Source organism: Shewanella sp. ISS20, assembly GCF_056522965.1.
Window position 1 is genome coordinate 301,508 of the sequence record NZ_JAWRZK010000001.1, and the last position, 15,219, is coordinate 316,726.

The following is a 15,219-nucleotide window of genomic DNA, read 5'->3' on the forward strand; positions in this document are numbered from 1 at the left end:
TGGGCGTTAAAGAGTTTCACTCAGCTCACTAATTAGCTGCTGTTGCAGCCACTTAATCGCTGGGTTGTTTAAGCTTTGCGGGTGCCAGACTAAGCTAAAAGCGACCTTACCATAATCAAAGGGTAAGGTCTTTTGCACTAAGGCTTTAGCCTGTAAGGCGCGGCTAGCCCAGACTTTAGAGCAAGTAAAAAGTAACTGACTGTGCTGACACATGGAGGCCGCGCTACCAAAATCCGCCACAGTTAATGCCATATCCCGCGGCCTAAATTGCTGCGCTAGCAGTAATTCAAAATAGGGTTGATTTAGCTCAGTATCATTAATGCCAATATGGCGAAAATTAAGATAATCCGCCGTAGTTATTGCATCAAGTTCCGCCAGCGGATGATTGGCGGCCATCAAACACACCATTTCATCAGTCATTAGCGGTTGCCATAATAAGTCATCATGACGGGTCGGCGGCTGACTTACATCGTGGGGTAAAATCACGACATCCACTAAGCCTTTGAGTAAGGCATCTATGCCGTACTGCTCTTTGGAGTACAAGGTCAATTGCGCCTGCGGGCAATGAGCCAATAAATGCTGACATAAGGCATTGGCAAATAACTCCACACTGCTTTCACGCATAGCAATGCGAAATGAACCTTGGAAGCTTGCGGGTTCAAAGGTTTGTTGCTGCAACAAACCTTGCATGCTGCTTAATACTGAGTGCAGGGCGGGGGCGAGTGTTAAGGCGATTGGGGTGGCGGTAAGCTTATTGCCTTCACGAAAAAACAGCTCATCGCCTAACAATAAGCGTAATTGCGCCAAGGTTTTACTGACAGTCGATGGGCTTAAACATAAGTTTTCAGCCGCTTTAGTGACGCTCATGGTTTGCAGTAACACTTGCAATACGGTCAAGTGTTTAAGGTTAATACGTGAAAGTTGCAGCGTGTTCATGGGCAATCTAACTGACAAAAAATGCAGTATACCTAATCCCTTAGGGATTGGCTGGTATTCACTGGTATTAGCGCTATATTTGGTTGTTATAAGAGGCGAGTCTCACATGGTCGCCATTTCTTTGGGTGTTACTGTTAACTCAGCTAAGCGCAGGTGAATGATGACTATTACTATCCGTCGTGCTGTTTCCCAAGATATTAAGGCAATTGCGTCCTTGTTTGATGCTTATCGCCAATTTTATGAGTGCCCGCCGGATTTAGCCTTGGCCGAAGACTTTATTGGTAAGCGTTTAACGAGTGGCGAGTCAGTGATTTTTGTTGCCAGCCAAGGGGATATATTACTTGGGTTCACTCAGTTGTATTGGAGTTTTTGTTCAGTAGAAGCCATTAAAATAGTTATCTTGTATGACTTGTTTGTGGCTGAACATGCTCGTCAGCAAGGCATTGCTCGGCAGTTGATGCAAGCTGCGTGTGATTACAGCTTTACGGCTGGCGCTGGGCGAGTGGATTTATTAACCGGTAAAACCAATGTCATAGGGCAAGCCTTATATGAGTCATTGGGTTTTCATCGCTCCTTGGATGATTTTTACGGTTACAGTTGCCATAAAAGCTAAGAGTCATTGTAAAAAAGCGCTGCGGTTAATCGCAGCGCTTGTGTTTTCGTTCATTGGTACTCGGCCACAAGCCCAAAAGAAAATAGCATTAGCCCCTTGGCTTATTCAGAAACTGATACGTGCACGTCATAGCCAGTGTATTTACGGATATTGATGACGCCAGTATCAAACAGTAAATACTGCCCCTTAATCCCCATTAATACGCCGCTGATTAACGGCTGCTTATCCGCGTTAAATGATTTCACTTTAGTTGGGAATACTGTCACTGGGAAATCAATGGCTTGAGTTGCTTGATGCAAGACTTCAATGCTATCTGGGCCTTGCTCTGCTAACAGAGATTGTAAGCGCGCTTCAATGTGCGGCAGTAACAATGTTGCCTGCGCGGCTAAATCTAAATCTTCAGCATTGCCCTTAAGCATGGCTTGCCAATGGGTCTTATCATTGACTAATTTTGCCAATTCCACTTCCACTAACCCAGATAATTGGCGGTTTGCGACTTTTAAAATCGGTAGTCCTTGGGTAGCGCCTTGATCTAGCCAGCGAGTCGGGATTTGCGTATGGCGAGTAATGCCGACTTTTAACCCTGAGGTATTGGCCAAATAGACATAATGCGGGGTGTAGCAGTTTTTCTGGCCCCATTCAGGCTCGCGGCAAGTGCCTTGATCATAGTGACAAGTTTCGGGCTTCATAATACACATGTCGCAACTGGCCAGTTTTTGCATACAAGGATAACAATGGCCTTGCGCATAACTTTTTTTGGTCTTTTTACCGCAATGGCAACAGAAAATCTGACCGCTGAAATTCAAGGTCAAAGTTTTGCCGATCACAGGGTTGAGGTGTAATGATTGATCTCCGACCGGCAAGTGGTACTGCACTCCATTGTCTGCATCGAGGTGAGTGCGCATCTTTACCAATGTGCCTTGCATATTTATTTCCTTGTCATAAAAAAAGCGCGAATTAACGCGTCATTGTATCAGGAATCGCTTGGGCAGACTGGTAGGTTCTAATCGATTTTATCTATCACTACGTCGTCACCAAGTTGGTAAAGACTATCCATTAAGGCCTTGGCCTTAGTTTCAGTCAAATTGGCAAGGCTCAACTGCGCCCTAAATAAGGGGACGCCTGTGTGTTCGGCATGGTCCAGTTGGCTCGCGAAATATTCAATGTTAATATTTAGTGAGCTGATTATATTAGCAATATCTCTAACTAAACCGATTCTATCGTAGGCCACGATTTCCCAATTGACACTATGATTGACCTGAGTTTGCCCAAGCTTTTGATACTGTAGACTCAGACCATCGATACATTCGATATTTTCAATCAGAGTATCAATTTGATCTTCTGGAGCGGCAATCTGAATGATGGCGGCAAATATGCCGTCGAGATGGATTAACTGCGAGTCGAGCCAAGTGCCATGGTGGCGGCTAATGTCGCTAGCGATGAGTTCAACCAGACCCGTTCTATCGGGAACTTGCAGCGTTAACAAATATCTTGCCATGGGAATGTCCTTATATTGTCTTAGTAACATGATTGTCATATTAGCGTCATATAATGCCGTCAATAAGGTTATTGGCATTTGAGTCTAGTGATAACACATCACAGTTTTGGTTCTCAATACTCGTACAAGCAATAAATAATAGAGGTACTACATGGACAGCCATCCAAGTCCACTGATGAAACCCCCTAAAAACATCTTAAATAGCACTCGAGGTGCTAAGAGTCGTCTCATTAAAGATAAACTTACTGAGGCCAGCGTTACCTTAGGTGGCGTGTTAGTGTTTGTAGCGCTATTACTGATATTTTTCTATTTGCTGTATGTGATTAAGCCCATTTTTGATGGCGCGGATGTCAGCCTGCAAAAAAACATTCCCTATCAGTTAACGGATAACAAGAGTGTGCTGGTGGGGAGTGACGAGCAAAATGAAGTCTTGTTCCGCTTAGCCGATACTGGCCAAGTGGAGTTTTTCCGTACGTTAGATGGCAGTGTGATTGAAACCACGACTCCGCCCCTGCCTGCCAATACCCAAATCACTAGCATAGCGGTATCAACTCCTGAGACTAAGCGCTTTGCATTAGGTTTAGATAATGGCCAAGTCGTGATTGGTCAGATTGATTTTGGTGTGAGTTATCCAGGCAATGTGCGTTTAGTCACGCCTAAGGTCAGATACCCGATAGCGCCAGTACAATTAATGACGGGTGAAAGCGTTAATCGTTTAGCGTTTGCTGCTAACTCAAAGAAAATGAGCTTTACCTATCAAGACGCTAAGCAGCAGTGGTGGCTAGCGCGGGTGGTAGGTGAAGAAAACCGCATGACCGAAGAGGTGGAATGGACGCAAACTAGCGTTGCGCTGCCAGAAGCGCCTAAAAACGTGCAAGAAATGTTGATGACCCCAGATCAGCGCCAGTTATTCCTGCATTCAGGTAACAAGCTATATATTTACGACATTCGCTACGAAGATGAAGTGAATTTATCTCAAGTCGTTGATTTAAAACGTGCTAATCATAAGATCACCGATATTAACTTATTAGCCGGTGCCAGCTCAGTGCTGGTGGCTTATAGCGATGGCGTGATTAATCAATACTTCCAAGTATTAAGTCCCAAAGGGCGCTTATATGAGTGGATACGTGACTTTAGATTGGAGTCTGGTGTTACCCACATGGCCGCAGAATTTTATCGTAAGAGCTTTGTGGCTATTACTGATAAAGGTGAACTGTCACTGCTCTACACCACCAGTCAGCGGCAATTATTTGATGAGTATTATGATTTAGGTACAGTCAACAGCATGGGCTTTAGCCCGCGCTCAAATGCCTTAGTGGTGGATGCTAACAATAGACTGCACCTGTTTAAGGTTGAAAACTCACACCCTGAGGTTTCTTGGAGCTCGTTATGGAGCAAAGTCTGGTATGAAGGCTACCCTGAACCCAAATATGTGTGGCAATCGACCTCAGGCTCAGATGATTTTGAAGCCAAGTTAAGCTTAATGCCGCTAGTGTTCGGTACCATGAAAGCGGCCATGTACGCGCTGTTATTTGCCATACCAATCGCCATCGGCGCGGCTGTGTATACCGCTTACTTTATGTCAGCCAAAGTGCGCGGCATAGTTAAGCCGACCATTGAAATCATGGAAGCCCTGCCCACAGTGATCTTAGGTTTCTTAGCGGGATTATGGCTTGCGCCTTTGATTGAAAACAACCTGCCGGCGGTAGTGGCCTTAATTATCTTGCTGCCGTTAAGCATTATTATCAGCGCCTTTTTATGGTTCTTAACCCCAGCCAAATTTAAAGAAGTGGTGCCTGATACTTATCGCGAACTGTTATTGATACCGATTTTGGTGTTAGTGGCCTATGGCTGCTTTAGTCTAAGCCCATTGGTGGAGCTATGGCTGTTTAATGGTAATACCCGCATGTTTATTACCAATGATTTAGGTATCACCTTTGATCAACGTAACGCCTTAGTTGTCGGTATCGCCATGGGTTTTGCGGTGATCCCAACCATTTATTCGATTGCTGAAGATGCGATTTTCTCGGTGCCACGCCATTTATCTAACGGCTCATTAGCCTTAGGAGCTACTCAGTGGCAAACCTTAACGCGGGTGGTGTTATTAACCGCAAGTCCAGGCATATTTTCGGCGGTAATGATGGGGTTAGGTCGCGCTGTGGGGGAAACCATGATTGTACTTATGGCCACAGGTAATACCCCGATTATGGAGTGGAGCGTGCTTGAAGGTATGCGCAGCTTATCGGCCAACATTGCGGTAGAAATGCCAGAGTCGGCCATTGGCAGTACTCATTACCGGGTATTGTTCTTAGCAGCATTTGTATTGTTTATATTCACCTTCTTCTTCAACACTATTGCAGAATTGGTGCGCCAGCGCTTACGTGAACGTTATAGCTCACTGTAATCGCCAATAACTTAAATTGATTAAAATAATGATTAGCGGGAGTCACAATGGGTAACTGGTTTAAATCCGGCTCACCTTGGATTTGGATGACAGGCGGGGCAGTTAGCTTAAGCCTAATTTCTGTGCTGGGATTGCTGTTATTAATTTCATGGCGCGGCTTAAGTTTCTTTTGGCCGACCACAGTATACGAATGGCAATTGCAAGATAGCCAAGGCAATAGCTCAAGTTTAATCGGCCAAATTTATGACCAAGAGCAAGTGCCAAGCGAGCGCTTAATTGCCTCAGGTTATGAGTTTTCGACGCCGCCAGATGAGTTTATTACGCGCTATTTAATTAAAACCGGTAACCGTGAAATCGTAGGTTTAGATTTTCGCTGGGTACTGGCAACTGACATAGTTAGCCGCTCTGAGCCGAAAGATATTGCGATTTTTGAGCGTGCTAAAAATGGTAATTTTTATGGCTATCCACAGTCGGTGTTAGTGGATGGTGAAGCGCTAACCACCTCTAACTTAGCCTTAAGCCTAAGTGAGCATGTGGGCAGAGCCCTTGAGTTAAGTGAGCAAGCACTTACGCTGCAAAAACGTGATATTGGCGCCATTAACCATGAACTTGAGCGTTTACGCTTAAAGCAACGTAAATTGCAGCTTGATGGTGAGTTAACGGACGCCGCTAAGCTGGAAATTAAAGCGCAAATCGATGTGCTTAATAGCGATTATCAGGTGTTAGAGCAAACCTTGTTTGATTATCGCAAGCAAGCTGAGCGTGATAGCGTGGTGGTTAAAGATATGCGCGGTCAAGACGTGCGCTTAAACCTAAGCCAAGTGCTCGCTATCTCTTACCCTAACGATTTACATTTCGGCCAAAAGATCACCCATTGGCTAAGTGCTATGGCAGGCTTTGTAGTGGATGACCCGCGCGAAGCCAATACCGAGGGCGGGGTATTCCCAGCCATATTCGGTACCGTATTCATGGTGATGTTAATGGCCGTGATAGTGACGCCATTTGGGGTTATCGCCGCCGTGTACTTGCACGAGTATGCCAAAAAAGGCCCTATCACTAAGATGATCCGCATTGCCGTGATTAACTTAGCCGGCGTGCCTTCGATTGTGTACGGTGTGTTTGGTTTAGGCTTCTTTGTATACATGATGGGTGGCTCTATCGACCAATTGTTTTACCCTGAAGCATTGCCAGCGCCGACCTTTGGATCGCCAGGCGTGCTATGGTCAGCATTAACCTTGGCCATTTTGACTTTGCCTGTGGTTATTGTCTCCACCGAAGAAGGCTTATCGCGCATTCCAAGTGCAGTGCGCCAAGGCAGTTTAGCCTTAGGGGCAACTAAAGCTGAGACCTTGTGGCGGATTGTTATTCCTATGGCAAGCCCAGCCATTATGACAGGTTTGATTTTAGCGGTAGCCCGCGCGGCCGGTGAAGTAGCACCGTTAATGCTGGTGGGCGTGGTGAAATTAGCCCCGACCTTACCGTTAGATTGGAACTTCCCATTCGTGCATTTAGATAGAAAGTTTATGCACTTAGGTTTCCATATTTATGATGTGGGCTTCCAAAGCCCCAATGTCGAAGCGGCGCGGCCATTAGTGTATGCCACCTCATTCTTATTAGTGGGGGTAATTATGGCCTTGAACATTACCGCCATTGGCATACGTAACCATCTTCGTGAAAAATATCGCTCATTAGAGCATTAATTTTGCAGCATTAATTTGGCATTAGTTCGGTTTTAGTTAGCTACTGAGCACTAGGAATAAAAACATGATTGCACTTGATACCAGTACTATGAGTACCAACAGCTTAGATGTCGCCAATTTACCTGCGGCCGATATTGCCCTAGAAATTGTTAATTTAGGGCTCAAGTACGGCAATAAGCCGGCGTTAATTGATGTGTCGATGAAAATACCTAAATCTAAAGTCACCGCCTTTATTGGCCCGAGTGGCTGCGGTAAGTCGACCTTGTTGCGCTGCATTAACCGCATGAATGACTTGGTCGATAACTGCCATATCACAGGTAAAATTAACCTTAATGGCCAAAATATCTATGATAAAGGGGTGGACGTGGCTGCGCTGCGCCGCAACGTGGGTATGGTGTTCCAACGCCCTAATCCATTTCCAAAATCAATTTATGAGAACGTGGTGTACGGCTTAAGACTGCAAGGCATAAATAATCGCCGCGATTTAGATGAAGCGTGTGAGCGTTCACTTCGAGGCGCAGCCTTGTGGGAAGAAGTAAAAGACAGATTGCACGAAAACGCCTTTGGGTTATCAGGCGGTCAGCAGCAGCGTCTGGTGATAGCGCGCGCCATTGCCATTGAACCTGAAGTGTTATTGCTCGATGAGCCAACCTCGGCCCTTGACCCAATTTCAACCTTGACCATTGAAGAGCTGATTTCAGATCTTAAAAATCAATTCACTGTGGTGATAGTGACTCATAACATGCAGCAAGCGGCGCGGGTGTCAGATCAAACCGCCTTTATGTATATGGGTGATTTGGTGGAATACGGCGATACCAATACCTTATTTACCACGCCAAAACTGAAAAAGACTGAAGACTACATCACAGGACGATACGGTTAATCGAGGCAATTCTTGGGTGGGTTAGGTAAATCACGTAAACTAGCGCAAAGGATAGTGACAATGGAAGATATGAATCTTAATAAACATATTTCTGGTCAGTTTAATGCTGAACTAGATGATATTCGCCATCGGGTACTGACCATGGGCGGTATGGTTGAGCGCCAGTTAGAGTTCGCTCTCGATGCCTTAGCCACCATCAATGTGGAATTGGCTCAGCAAGTGATTGAAGGCGATCGCCGCATTAATGGCATGGAAGTGGACATAGATAGTCAGTGCACTCGCATCATAGCTAAGCGCCAACCTGCAGCAAGTGATTTACGCCTGATTATTGCCATTTCTAAAACCATTACTGATCTAGAGCGTATTGGTGATGCTTGTGTGCGGATTGCCAAAGCAGCCTTAGAAAAGCGCACTAATAATCAGCAGCCATTACTAGTAAGCATTGAAAATATGGGCCGCCATGCCACGCGCACCTTGCATCAAACCTTAGATGCGCTGGCGCGGATGGACGCTGAAGCCGCCCTTGAAATTCATAAGAGCGATGCCAAGCTTGACGCTGAATATGAAAGCATTATTCGCCAGCTCATGACCTATATGATGGAAGATCCGCGCTCCATTCCTGGCGTATTAGATGTATTGTGGGCTGCCCGCGCTGTTGAGCGTGTTGGCGATCGCTGTAAAAACATCTGTGAATACGTGATTTACTACGTCAAAGGCAAAGATGTTCGTCATACTTCTTATGAAGATATGGAAAAAGACCTCAAGAACTAGGGCAAGCGCGCTATTTCTACAAAAAGTCGCCACTTGGCGTAATGCCGTTCACTTAGTGTGAACGGCATTTTTCTTAGGCTTAATGGGATACTTGTTTTTACTCATTTTTAACGCACGTGGATAGGCTCTATCCCGTTTCCCATCAAGCTTGAACAGCATCGCATTACGCACTATGTCCAAGACATCTCTCGGAACATTCCCTGGCGTTTGAGATGGCAGCTGAGTCAGTTTTAAAATGATATAACTCGACGCATCTCTAAAGCTCAATTGGTTCGGATGTAACGACGGTAAGCTTTTAGCCATCAACACCATCTTGTATCTGATGAGGTTATAGGCCAACAGTACCCCCCACAATTCTTGGATAACCAGCTCTGGTAATTGACTGCGTAACGTAAAGCGACTCTCCAGCAGATGTTGCTTCATCTCCCGATAGCCCACTGCTATCTCCCATCGATGGGCATATAAATCCACTATCTCGGCCCCCGGATAACGTAAGGGGTCAGTTAATGAGGTCAAAATGGAAACCAACTTACCTTTTACCGTCTTCGTCAGTAAGCGAGCTTCAATATTGTCAGGCAATAGACCATTTCTTTCTGGCTTGAGCTGTGGTGGTTAACTGCACCAGTTGGTCGTGTTTTCCTAAAGAGCGTACCACTTCATATTGTGTGCCTTTCTTCAACGGCAGCAGCCAGTGGCTGTTAGGTTGAGCCTGTTGCCAGGCGTGCAAAAGCCCCAAGGAATAGAAGCCTCTGTCAAACAGAGTCAGGCTGTTATTGGGTATGCTGGATATCAGTTCGGCGGCTAAATTCATTTCACTGACAGCAACAGAATCAAAGGCACTGTTCAATACCAAGTGGCTGCTTAATTCCATCATGCAAACCATACGAATTTGAGGATAAGCAGCATCACCAGCAGCATTGGCGGTTTTGGCAAAGGCCTGATTGTTTTGCTCACTATCAGATGTTCGCCACACGACACCATCGACACCGTAGAGGTTGAGTCCACACCAATGAGGATGCTCGGCTCTCTCATGCCAGGTCTTGGCACTTCGCTTAAACACATCCTGAACAACGTCAGAGCCCAGCCGCTTGCGCGCTTGCGTGACAGCACTGCGAGCCACGTAATCCACTTCTTGAGGTAAGACGATAGCAAGCTTATTGATGAGAGAGCGGACGGACTCGCCTCTGAACAGAGCCATACCAATCACCGCCCAAATCATGGCATCCATAAGTAACTTACGTGGCTGTAAACTGGCAACACCATGAGAATCAAGGCACGACTGAATTAAATCAGGCTCAAGCACATAGGCCAGACAGGTGAATTCGGTATGGCGATTGATATGAGTACGCGCCAAAGCGTCTGAAAGTTGCATAAAAAAATCCGATGACATGGGGTCATCGGATTTTGATCCTTTCAGTGAGATCGTCAAGCAATCTGTCTTAACTGATCGGCATTACCACTTGGCGGCTTTTTTTGTTTATCAAAGGGCAACAAAAGTGGAATAATAGTGGCAATTAATGACGTTGAGATAACCCCATGACCATGAGCAAACTAGATAAAGTATTAGCCGAGCAACGCGCTTACCAAGCTAACCGCGAGCAAGGCTACCGTGAAAAGGCATTAAAACTTTACCCTTGGGTATGTGGTCGTTGCTCACGGGATTTTACCCATAAGAATTTACGCGAATTGACTGTGCATCATAGAGATCACAATCATGATAACAATCCCTCAGATGGTTCTAACTGGGAACTCTTGTGCTTATATTGCCACGACAATGAGCATTCACGTTTTGAAGAGTTAGTGCAGTTTGGCGGTACCTCTGAAGGTAAGCAAGCGGCGGCGACCTTTAACCCGTTCGCAGATTTAAAAGCCATGATGAAGAAGTAATATCAGGCGCTAAGTGATGGCATAAGCAAATGCTTAACTTATGTCATCACTCGCTTAATGCCGCACTATCAATTTCCGATAAAGCTCTGTTTGCGCCTTGGCAGCTCAGCCATAATAGCGTGCTTATCCTCATCACTTAACAGTCGCCACTGACTAATTTCCTCGATAGTGCGCGCGCACCCGCGGCAAAAGCCATCACTATTTAACCCACATAAACTAATACAGGGCGTTAACGCAGGTTGAACATTGGGTTGATTAGGCTCATGCATTGAGGGATTTAATTAACTTTAGGTGGGTAGATAATGCTAAAATTAGCATTATTTTTCAATCTACTTCTTTATGAAGGTTGTAATGAACAGATGTAAACAAGGGCTGTTAACTTGCCTACTAATGAGCGTCTTAAGTGGCTGCTCTTTACTTGAAGTTAAGCTTGAAAGTGGCATTCAGCCATTACCGCAAGAGCAGCTCAGCATGCGAGTCTTTACTCGTGAATACAGCAGCACTTTTTTTGCTGGGGTTGAGCAAACCGCGGACTTTATCGCGCTGCAAACCCATGATGATGCCGCTGCCCAATTATTGATGAAAAGTAATAGCTTACTTTGGAAAATCAATGCTGAACAAACCATGGGAAACAGTATTTTTCAGGTGTCGCCAGTCGCTGCCATGATAGATACTTGGGCCTTTAGTGCCCAAATGGTGCAGTTTTTTGAGTCTGGCAAAGGTCAGGCCGTATTTGGTGAGCACACCCATCTTGCGGCGGCGACCAGTAAGCAGTTATTGCAAGATTATGAAAAGCGCATGCGCGGTTTAATGAATGCTGGCGCCTTTAGTGATAATCAAGCATTTATCAAACAATACGTGAGCGAAAAACCGCTGTTTGATCTGCAGTTTAGCCGCACCTCGGCCTTTACCGACTGGCTAAGCTATAAAAAAATCGGTGAATTTGATGCGGTTACTACCTTTGGTAGCGTGCCCGAAGTAATGACAGATATGTCAGATAGAATTGCGATGTTGGCAGCGCAGACCCCAAAAATCCTCGGCTGGAAAGCTGAGTTTTTTGCCCTGCATAGCAATATCAATAGTGAAGAGCTGCAGCAAACCTTAACTAGCATTAGTGATACTTCGGCTAAATTCCAAGTGTTAATGGCGCAAAGCCCTGAATTGATGGGGCAATTAGCCATTGATTTACGCACTGAATTAACGCCGCTGTTAGATAAGCTTGATGCCAGCGCGGCTAAAAATCTGGCGCAATTATCGGTTGAGCGCCAAGCGTTAGAAGTCATGGTCGCCCGTGAGCGTGTAGCCTTAGAGACTATGATGACTCGCGAGCGAGAAGCCGTAGCGCAAAATGTTGATACCTTAGTGCAGCGCACCTTAGAGCAAGCCTTTGCTGAAGTGAGCGGCCTAATTAAAAGCCTGATCTTATATATAATTCTGTTCTTGCTGGTGGTGTTCTTTGCGCCGCTTGGGCTTGGAGTATGGTTAGGTAAGCGTATGGCAACTAAAAAAGCGAGCTAATAACCTGCGCCGCCTAAGCACACTTTGGGCGGCGTTTTGATATAGCTGAGTATGGTGTTGGCAGAGTTGGTACTGTTTGGTACTGTTTTGTGATGTTAGCGGAGTTGTGACTTGTTACTTTCTGATCAGGCCGAAGTGTTAGCGCGGCAATTAACCTTGTTAACTGAGGCGCGGCCGTTATGGCAACTCGCCACCTTTGAACAAAGCCATTTGCCGTGGGCGAGTGATTTCCCAAAGCTTGCAACTCTAGTCTCAACCCTTGATTTAGCTGAGATAGATAGGCTGGATAGTCAGCAATCTGAGCTAGTCTCAACCTTGTATCCAGCATTAGCCCAAGACTTAGCGGTTTTAGGGTTTGACTGGCAAGCATTGGAGTTAATCTATGAGTTAGCCTCAGAGCCATACTCAGTCTCAGATTCAGATCGCAAGCATGTAGACTCAGATCACAAGCCTGTAGACACGGCAGATAAAAGTGATGCCGAACTGCCGCCAATGGATAATGCCCCTTGGCTTAGCCATTTTAGTGCCCACATCAAAGGGCGCAAATGGCAGCAAATCACAGGTTTCACTAAGGCGTTAGCCATCAATACTAATGACAATGTGCTCGAATGGTGCGCTGGCAAAGGTCATTTAGGCCGGCTTATCGCTAAGCAATATGACGCCACAGTAACAAGTGTCGAGTGGCAAGCGGATTTATGTGAGCAAGGGCGCGACTTTGCCAGTCAATGGCAATTAAATCAATCCTTTGTTTGTGGCGATGCCTTTGCGGCGCAAAGCCACATTTTCATGGGCAAACAGCAAGCCATAGCCTTACATGCCTGCGGCGATTTACATGTGAGCCTAATGCAGCAAGGCGTGACTCATGGTATTCAACAGCTTGCTATCGCCCCTTGTTGTTATCACTTAATTCGCAGCCAGCACTATCAAGGCTTGAGCAGCACTTGGCAACAGCAAGCGTTAATCTTAACTAAGCGCGATTTGCAGCTGGCATTAGCACAAAGCAGCTTAGCGAGCCCGCGAGACAAAGAGTTGCGCGACCAAGAGATGTGTTGGCGCTTAGGCTTTGATAGCTTGCAGCGCTATGTGCGCGCTGAAAATAGTTATTTGCCGGTGCCTGCCATCAAACGCAGCCAACTCAGTGCTAGCTTTAACCGTTTTTGTGAATGGGCGATGGCGCAAAAAGGCTTGAACTTTGATGCCAGCATAGAGACTCAAGCATGGCTTGCTATCGGCCAACAGCGTTTATTGCTAGTGCGTCGTCTTGATCTCGTGTCGCACTTGTTTCGGCAATTACTCGAACATGCATTACTGCTAGATAGAGTCGCATTTTTACAGCAACACGGTTATCAGGTGAGTTTGCAACCATTTTGCCCAAGCTCAGTTACTCCCCGAAATGCCCTGATCTTAGCAAGGCTCACAGTTAATCACTCGGCATAAGCTGGGCTAGTTGGCATTGGGCTCGTTTACATTTGGCGAGCTCAATTGAAGAGCAAACTTAAGCAAAACGATGTCAAAGCAATTAAGCCAATAATACTTAAGTCCATAAAGCGTAAATCCACAAAAAATGAAACAGGCTTAATTAGCCTAAACTTAGCTCCATTCGTATCATCCTCACCCGTTAGCATTAATGCCTAGGATACCCCTTGAAACGCTGGTTATCTCGCTCATTGACCAAAGTACAAAGTTTGTTAATTCATTCTCACACTCGTCGGCCAGCCAGTCTATGGTCAGATATTTTCTGTTATGTGCTGCTGCCAAGCATCTTTTTTTTGAGTTTGGGTTATGCCATTGAAGTGAGCCATGTGGATTTAGTGATTGCCGAGAGCTTATACCGTTATCAAGGCGGTCCTGAATTTGGCCGCTGGACCCTGCGATCTAGCTTTTTGGAAGAGGGCATATTGCATAAGGGCATGCATCATCTGGTGGTAGTACTGGCACTTTCTTTACTTGCTGCATTTGTCATTAGTCTTAAGCGTCAGCCATGGCAAGAGTATCGCGCGCCGCTCTTGTATCTTATCGTCTGTTTTGCCGTGACTACCTTAATAGTCGCCGCCTTAAAAAAGTTCACTCACGTTAATTGCCCCTGGGATTTAGTCGCGTTTGGCGGCATACAGCCTTTTGTTCCTACCTTTAGTGCGCTGCCAACAGGCGTTACCCCTGGGCGCTGTTTCCCCGGTGGGCACGCCAGCGGCGGTTATGGCTGGTTAGGCTTATATTTTGTGGCGTTAGTCTATTGGCCAAGATGGCGTTACTTAGCGCTGGCGGCGGTATTAGTCTGCGGCGGCTTAATGGATATAGGTCAGCAACTGCGCGGCGCCCATTTTATGAGTCACGGTTTTTGGTCATTGGCTATCAGCTGGTGGGTCAGTAGCTTGTTGTATTTATTGATGCTGCGCCGTTATCGAATGCGCTGCGCTTAGCCACCATCACTTGCTCACCATTGCAATCAAGCTCGCCATTGAGTCCAAAGCCTAGGCTTTGATAAAGCTTAATGGCGCCATGGTTATGGCTATAGACACTCAAATAAATACTGTCACACTGATAAAAGTCATAAAGATAATCAAGCATTAAGCTTGCAAAGGCACGGCCGTAACCCTGACCTTGAAACTGTGCGCCGATAAAATAGCGATCAAACCACACCCTAGGGCCATAGTCCTCATCAAATAAGCCATACATAGCAAAACCTATCACTTGGCTATCTATGCTTAAGGCGGCTGGCACATAACGCTTATCTTGCTGCGCTTCTGCTAAGCATTCATCCACTGATTCTACAAACCCAGCTTGTTCGGGCGCTAAGCTTAACAGTGCTAATGCCTGTAAGCGCAGAGGGGTGATGGGATTAATACTTAAATCGGCGCGCTGATAATAACTGCTCATGGAAATAGTGACCTGAATAAAAAACGCGCCGAGTGTAGCGTTTATTAGGCGCTAACACCATGTGGTTTTTGCTATTGCAGCCATAACCTTTAGCTCAAACCCGTATGCTAAATAAAGGTAATCATCATTATT

The 15,219-nt window shown here is 45.9% G+C and carries 14 protein-coding genes and 1 pseudogene; 9 read left to right on the top strand and 6 right to left on the bottom strand.

The window, feature by feature from the left end; all coding sequences use genetic code 11:
• Positions 1 to 6: 6 nt before the first annotated feature.
• Positions 7 to 936 (bottom strand): LysR family transcriptional regulator, encoded by a 930-nt coding sequence (locus tag AC1HDP_RS01360; protein ID WP_479637374.1) that lies wholly within the window; start codon positions 934 to 936, stop codon positions 7 to 9.
• A 157-nt stretch (positions 937 to 1,093) separates the two neighbouring features.
• On the opposite strand from AC1HDP_RS01360, the gene AC1HDP_RS01365 reads away from it, so the two are divergent.
• Entirely contained in the window at positions 1,094 to 1,549 is a 456-nt protein-coding gene (locus tag AC1HDP_RS01365) for an N-acetyltransferase family protein (RefSeq protein ID WP_479637375.1), read from the top strand.
• 101 nt (positions 1,550 to 1,650) lie between these two features.
• Here AC1HDP_RS01365 and AC1HDP_RS01370 read toward each other — a convergent pair whose 3' ends face one another.
• Together AC1HDP_RS01370 and AC1HDP_RS01375 are read right to left on the bottom strand one after the other, a co-directional pair.
• A complete protein-coding gene (locus AC1HDP_RS01370) occupies positions 1,651 to 2,475 on the bottom strand; it encodes a DUF2797 domain-containing protein (RefSeq protein ID WP_479637376.1) in 825 nt (274 codons plus the stop codon).
• Between the two features lie 77 nt (positions 2,476 to 2,552).
• The gene (locus AC1HDP_RS01375; protein WP_479637377.1) at positions 2,553 to 3,047 is read right to left on the bottom strand and encodes a glycine cleavage system transcriptional repressor; all 495 of its coding nucleotides are present in this window, start codon (positions 3,045 to 3,047) and stop codon (positions 2,553 to 2,555) included.
• A gap of 151 nt (positions 3,048 to 3,198) precedes the next feature.
• On the opposite strand from AC1HDP_RS01375, the gene AC1HDP_RS01380 reads away from it, so the two are divergent.
• From AC1HDP_RS01380 to phoU, 4 genes are all read left to right on the top strand, one after another.
• Positions 3,199 to 5,451, top strand: coding sequence for an ABC transporter permease subunit (locus tag AC1HDP_RS01380; protein WP_479637378.1), 2,253 nt, complete (start codon positions 3,199 to 3,201; stop codon positions 5,449 to 5,451).
• Positions 5,452 to 5,498: 47 nt separating this feature from the next.
• Positions 5,499 to 7,151, top strand: a complete 1,653-nt coding sequence (pstA, locus tag AC1HDP_RS01385; RefSeq protein WP_479637379.1) for a phosphate ABC transporter permease PstA — start codon at positions 5,499 to 5,501, stop codon at positions 7,149 to 7,151.
• A 64-nt stretch (positions 7,152 to 7,215) separates the two neighbouring features.
• A complete protein-coding gene (pstB, locus tag AC1HDP_RS01390) occupies positions 7,216 to 8,034 on the top strand; it encodes a phosphate ABC transporter ATP-binding protein PstB (RefSeq protein WP_140932128.1) in 819 nt (272 codons plus the stop codon).
• 60 nt (positions 8,035 to 8,094) lie between these two features.
• Positions 8,095 to 8,805, top strand: a complete 711-nt coding sequence (phoU, locus tag AC1HDP_RS01395; RefSeq protein WP_479637380.1) for a phosphate signaling complex protein PhoU — start codon at positions 8,095 to 8,097, stop codon at positions 8,803 to 8,805.
• A gap of 48 nt (positions 8,806 to 8,853) precedes the next feature.
• Here the strand turns inward: phoU and AC1HDP_RS01400 are convergent.
• Positions 8,854 to 10,177, bottom strand: a pseudogene (locus tag AC1HDP_RS01400) (IS4 family transposase).
• Between the two features lie 164 nt (positions 10,178 to 10,341).
• On the opposite strand from AC1HDP_RS01400, the gene AC1HDP_RS01405 reads away from it, so the two are divergent.
• The gene (locus tag AC1HDP_RS01405) at positions 10,342 to 10,692 is read left to right on the top strand and encodes a YajD family HNH nuclease (RefSeq protein ID WP_140932132.1); all 351 of its coding nucleotides are present in this window, start codon (positions 10,342 to 10,344) and stop codon (positions 10,690 to 10,692) included.
• Between the two features lie 68 nt (positions 10,693 to 10,760).
• Here the strand turns inward: AC1HDP_RS01405 and AC1HDP_RS01410 are convergent, their stop codons facing one another.
• Positions 10,761 to 10,961 carry a DUF1289 domain-containing protein gene (locus tag AC1HDP_RS01410; RefSeq protein ID WP_479637381.1) on the bottom strand — a complete coding sequence of 67 codons (201 nt, stop codon included), beginning with the start codon at positions 10,959 to 10,961 and terminating at the stop codon, positions 10,761 to 10,763.
• Between the two features lie 82 nt (positions 10,962 to 11,043).
• Between AC1HDP_RS01410 and AC1HDP_RS01415 the strand changes: the two genes are divergently transcribed.
• From AC1HDP_RS01415 to AC1HDP_RS01425, 3 genes are all read left to right on the top strand, one after another.
• Positions 11,044 to 12,210 (top strand): chemotaxis protein, encoded by a 1,167-nt coding sequence (locus tag AC1HDP_RS01415; protein WP_479637382.1) that lies wholly within the window; start codon positions 11,044 to 11,046, stop codon positions 12,208 to 12,210.
• A gap of 111 nt (positions 12,211 to 12,321) precedes the next feature.
• On the top strand, positions 12,322 to 13,647 hold the full coding sequence (locus AC1HDP_RS01420) for a methyltransferase (RefSeq protein WP_479637383.1): 1,326 nt from the start codon (positions 12,322 to 12,324) through the stop codon (positions 13,645 to 13,647).
• Positions 13,648 to 13,853: 206 nt separating this feature from the next.
• On the top strand, positions 13,854 to 14,630 hold the full coding sequence (locus AC1HDP_RS01425; protein ID WP_479637384.1) for a phosphatase PAP2 family protein: 777 nt from the start codon (positions 13,854 to 13,856) through the stop codon (positions 14,628 to 14,630).
• On the opposite strand, the gene AC1HDP_RS01430 is transcribed toward AC1HDP_RS01425, so the two are convergent.
• Positions 14,575 to 15,087 (bottom strand): GNAT family N-acetyltransferase, encoded by a 513-nt coding sequence (locus tag AC1HDP_RS01430; RefSeq protein WP_479637385.1) that lies wholly within the window; start codon positions 15,085 to 15,087, stop codon positions 14,575 to 14,577. The genes AC1HDP_RS01425 and AC1HDP_RS01430 overlap by 56 nt on opposite strands.
• Positions 15,088 to 15,219 lie beyond the last annotated feature (132 nt).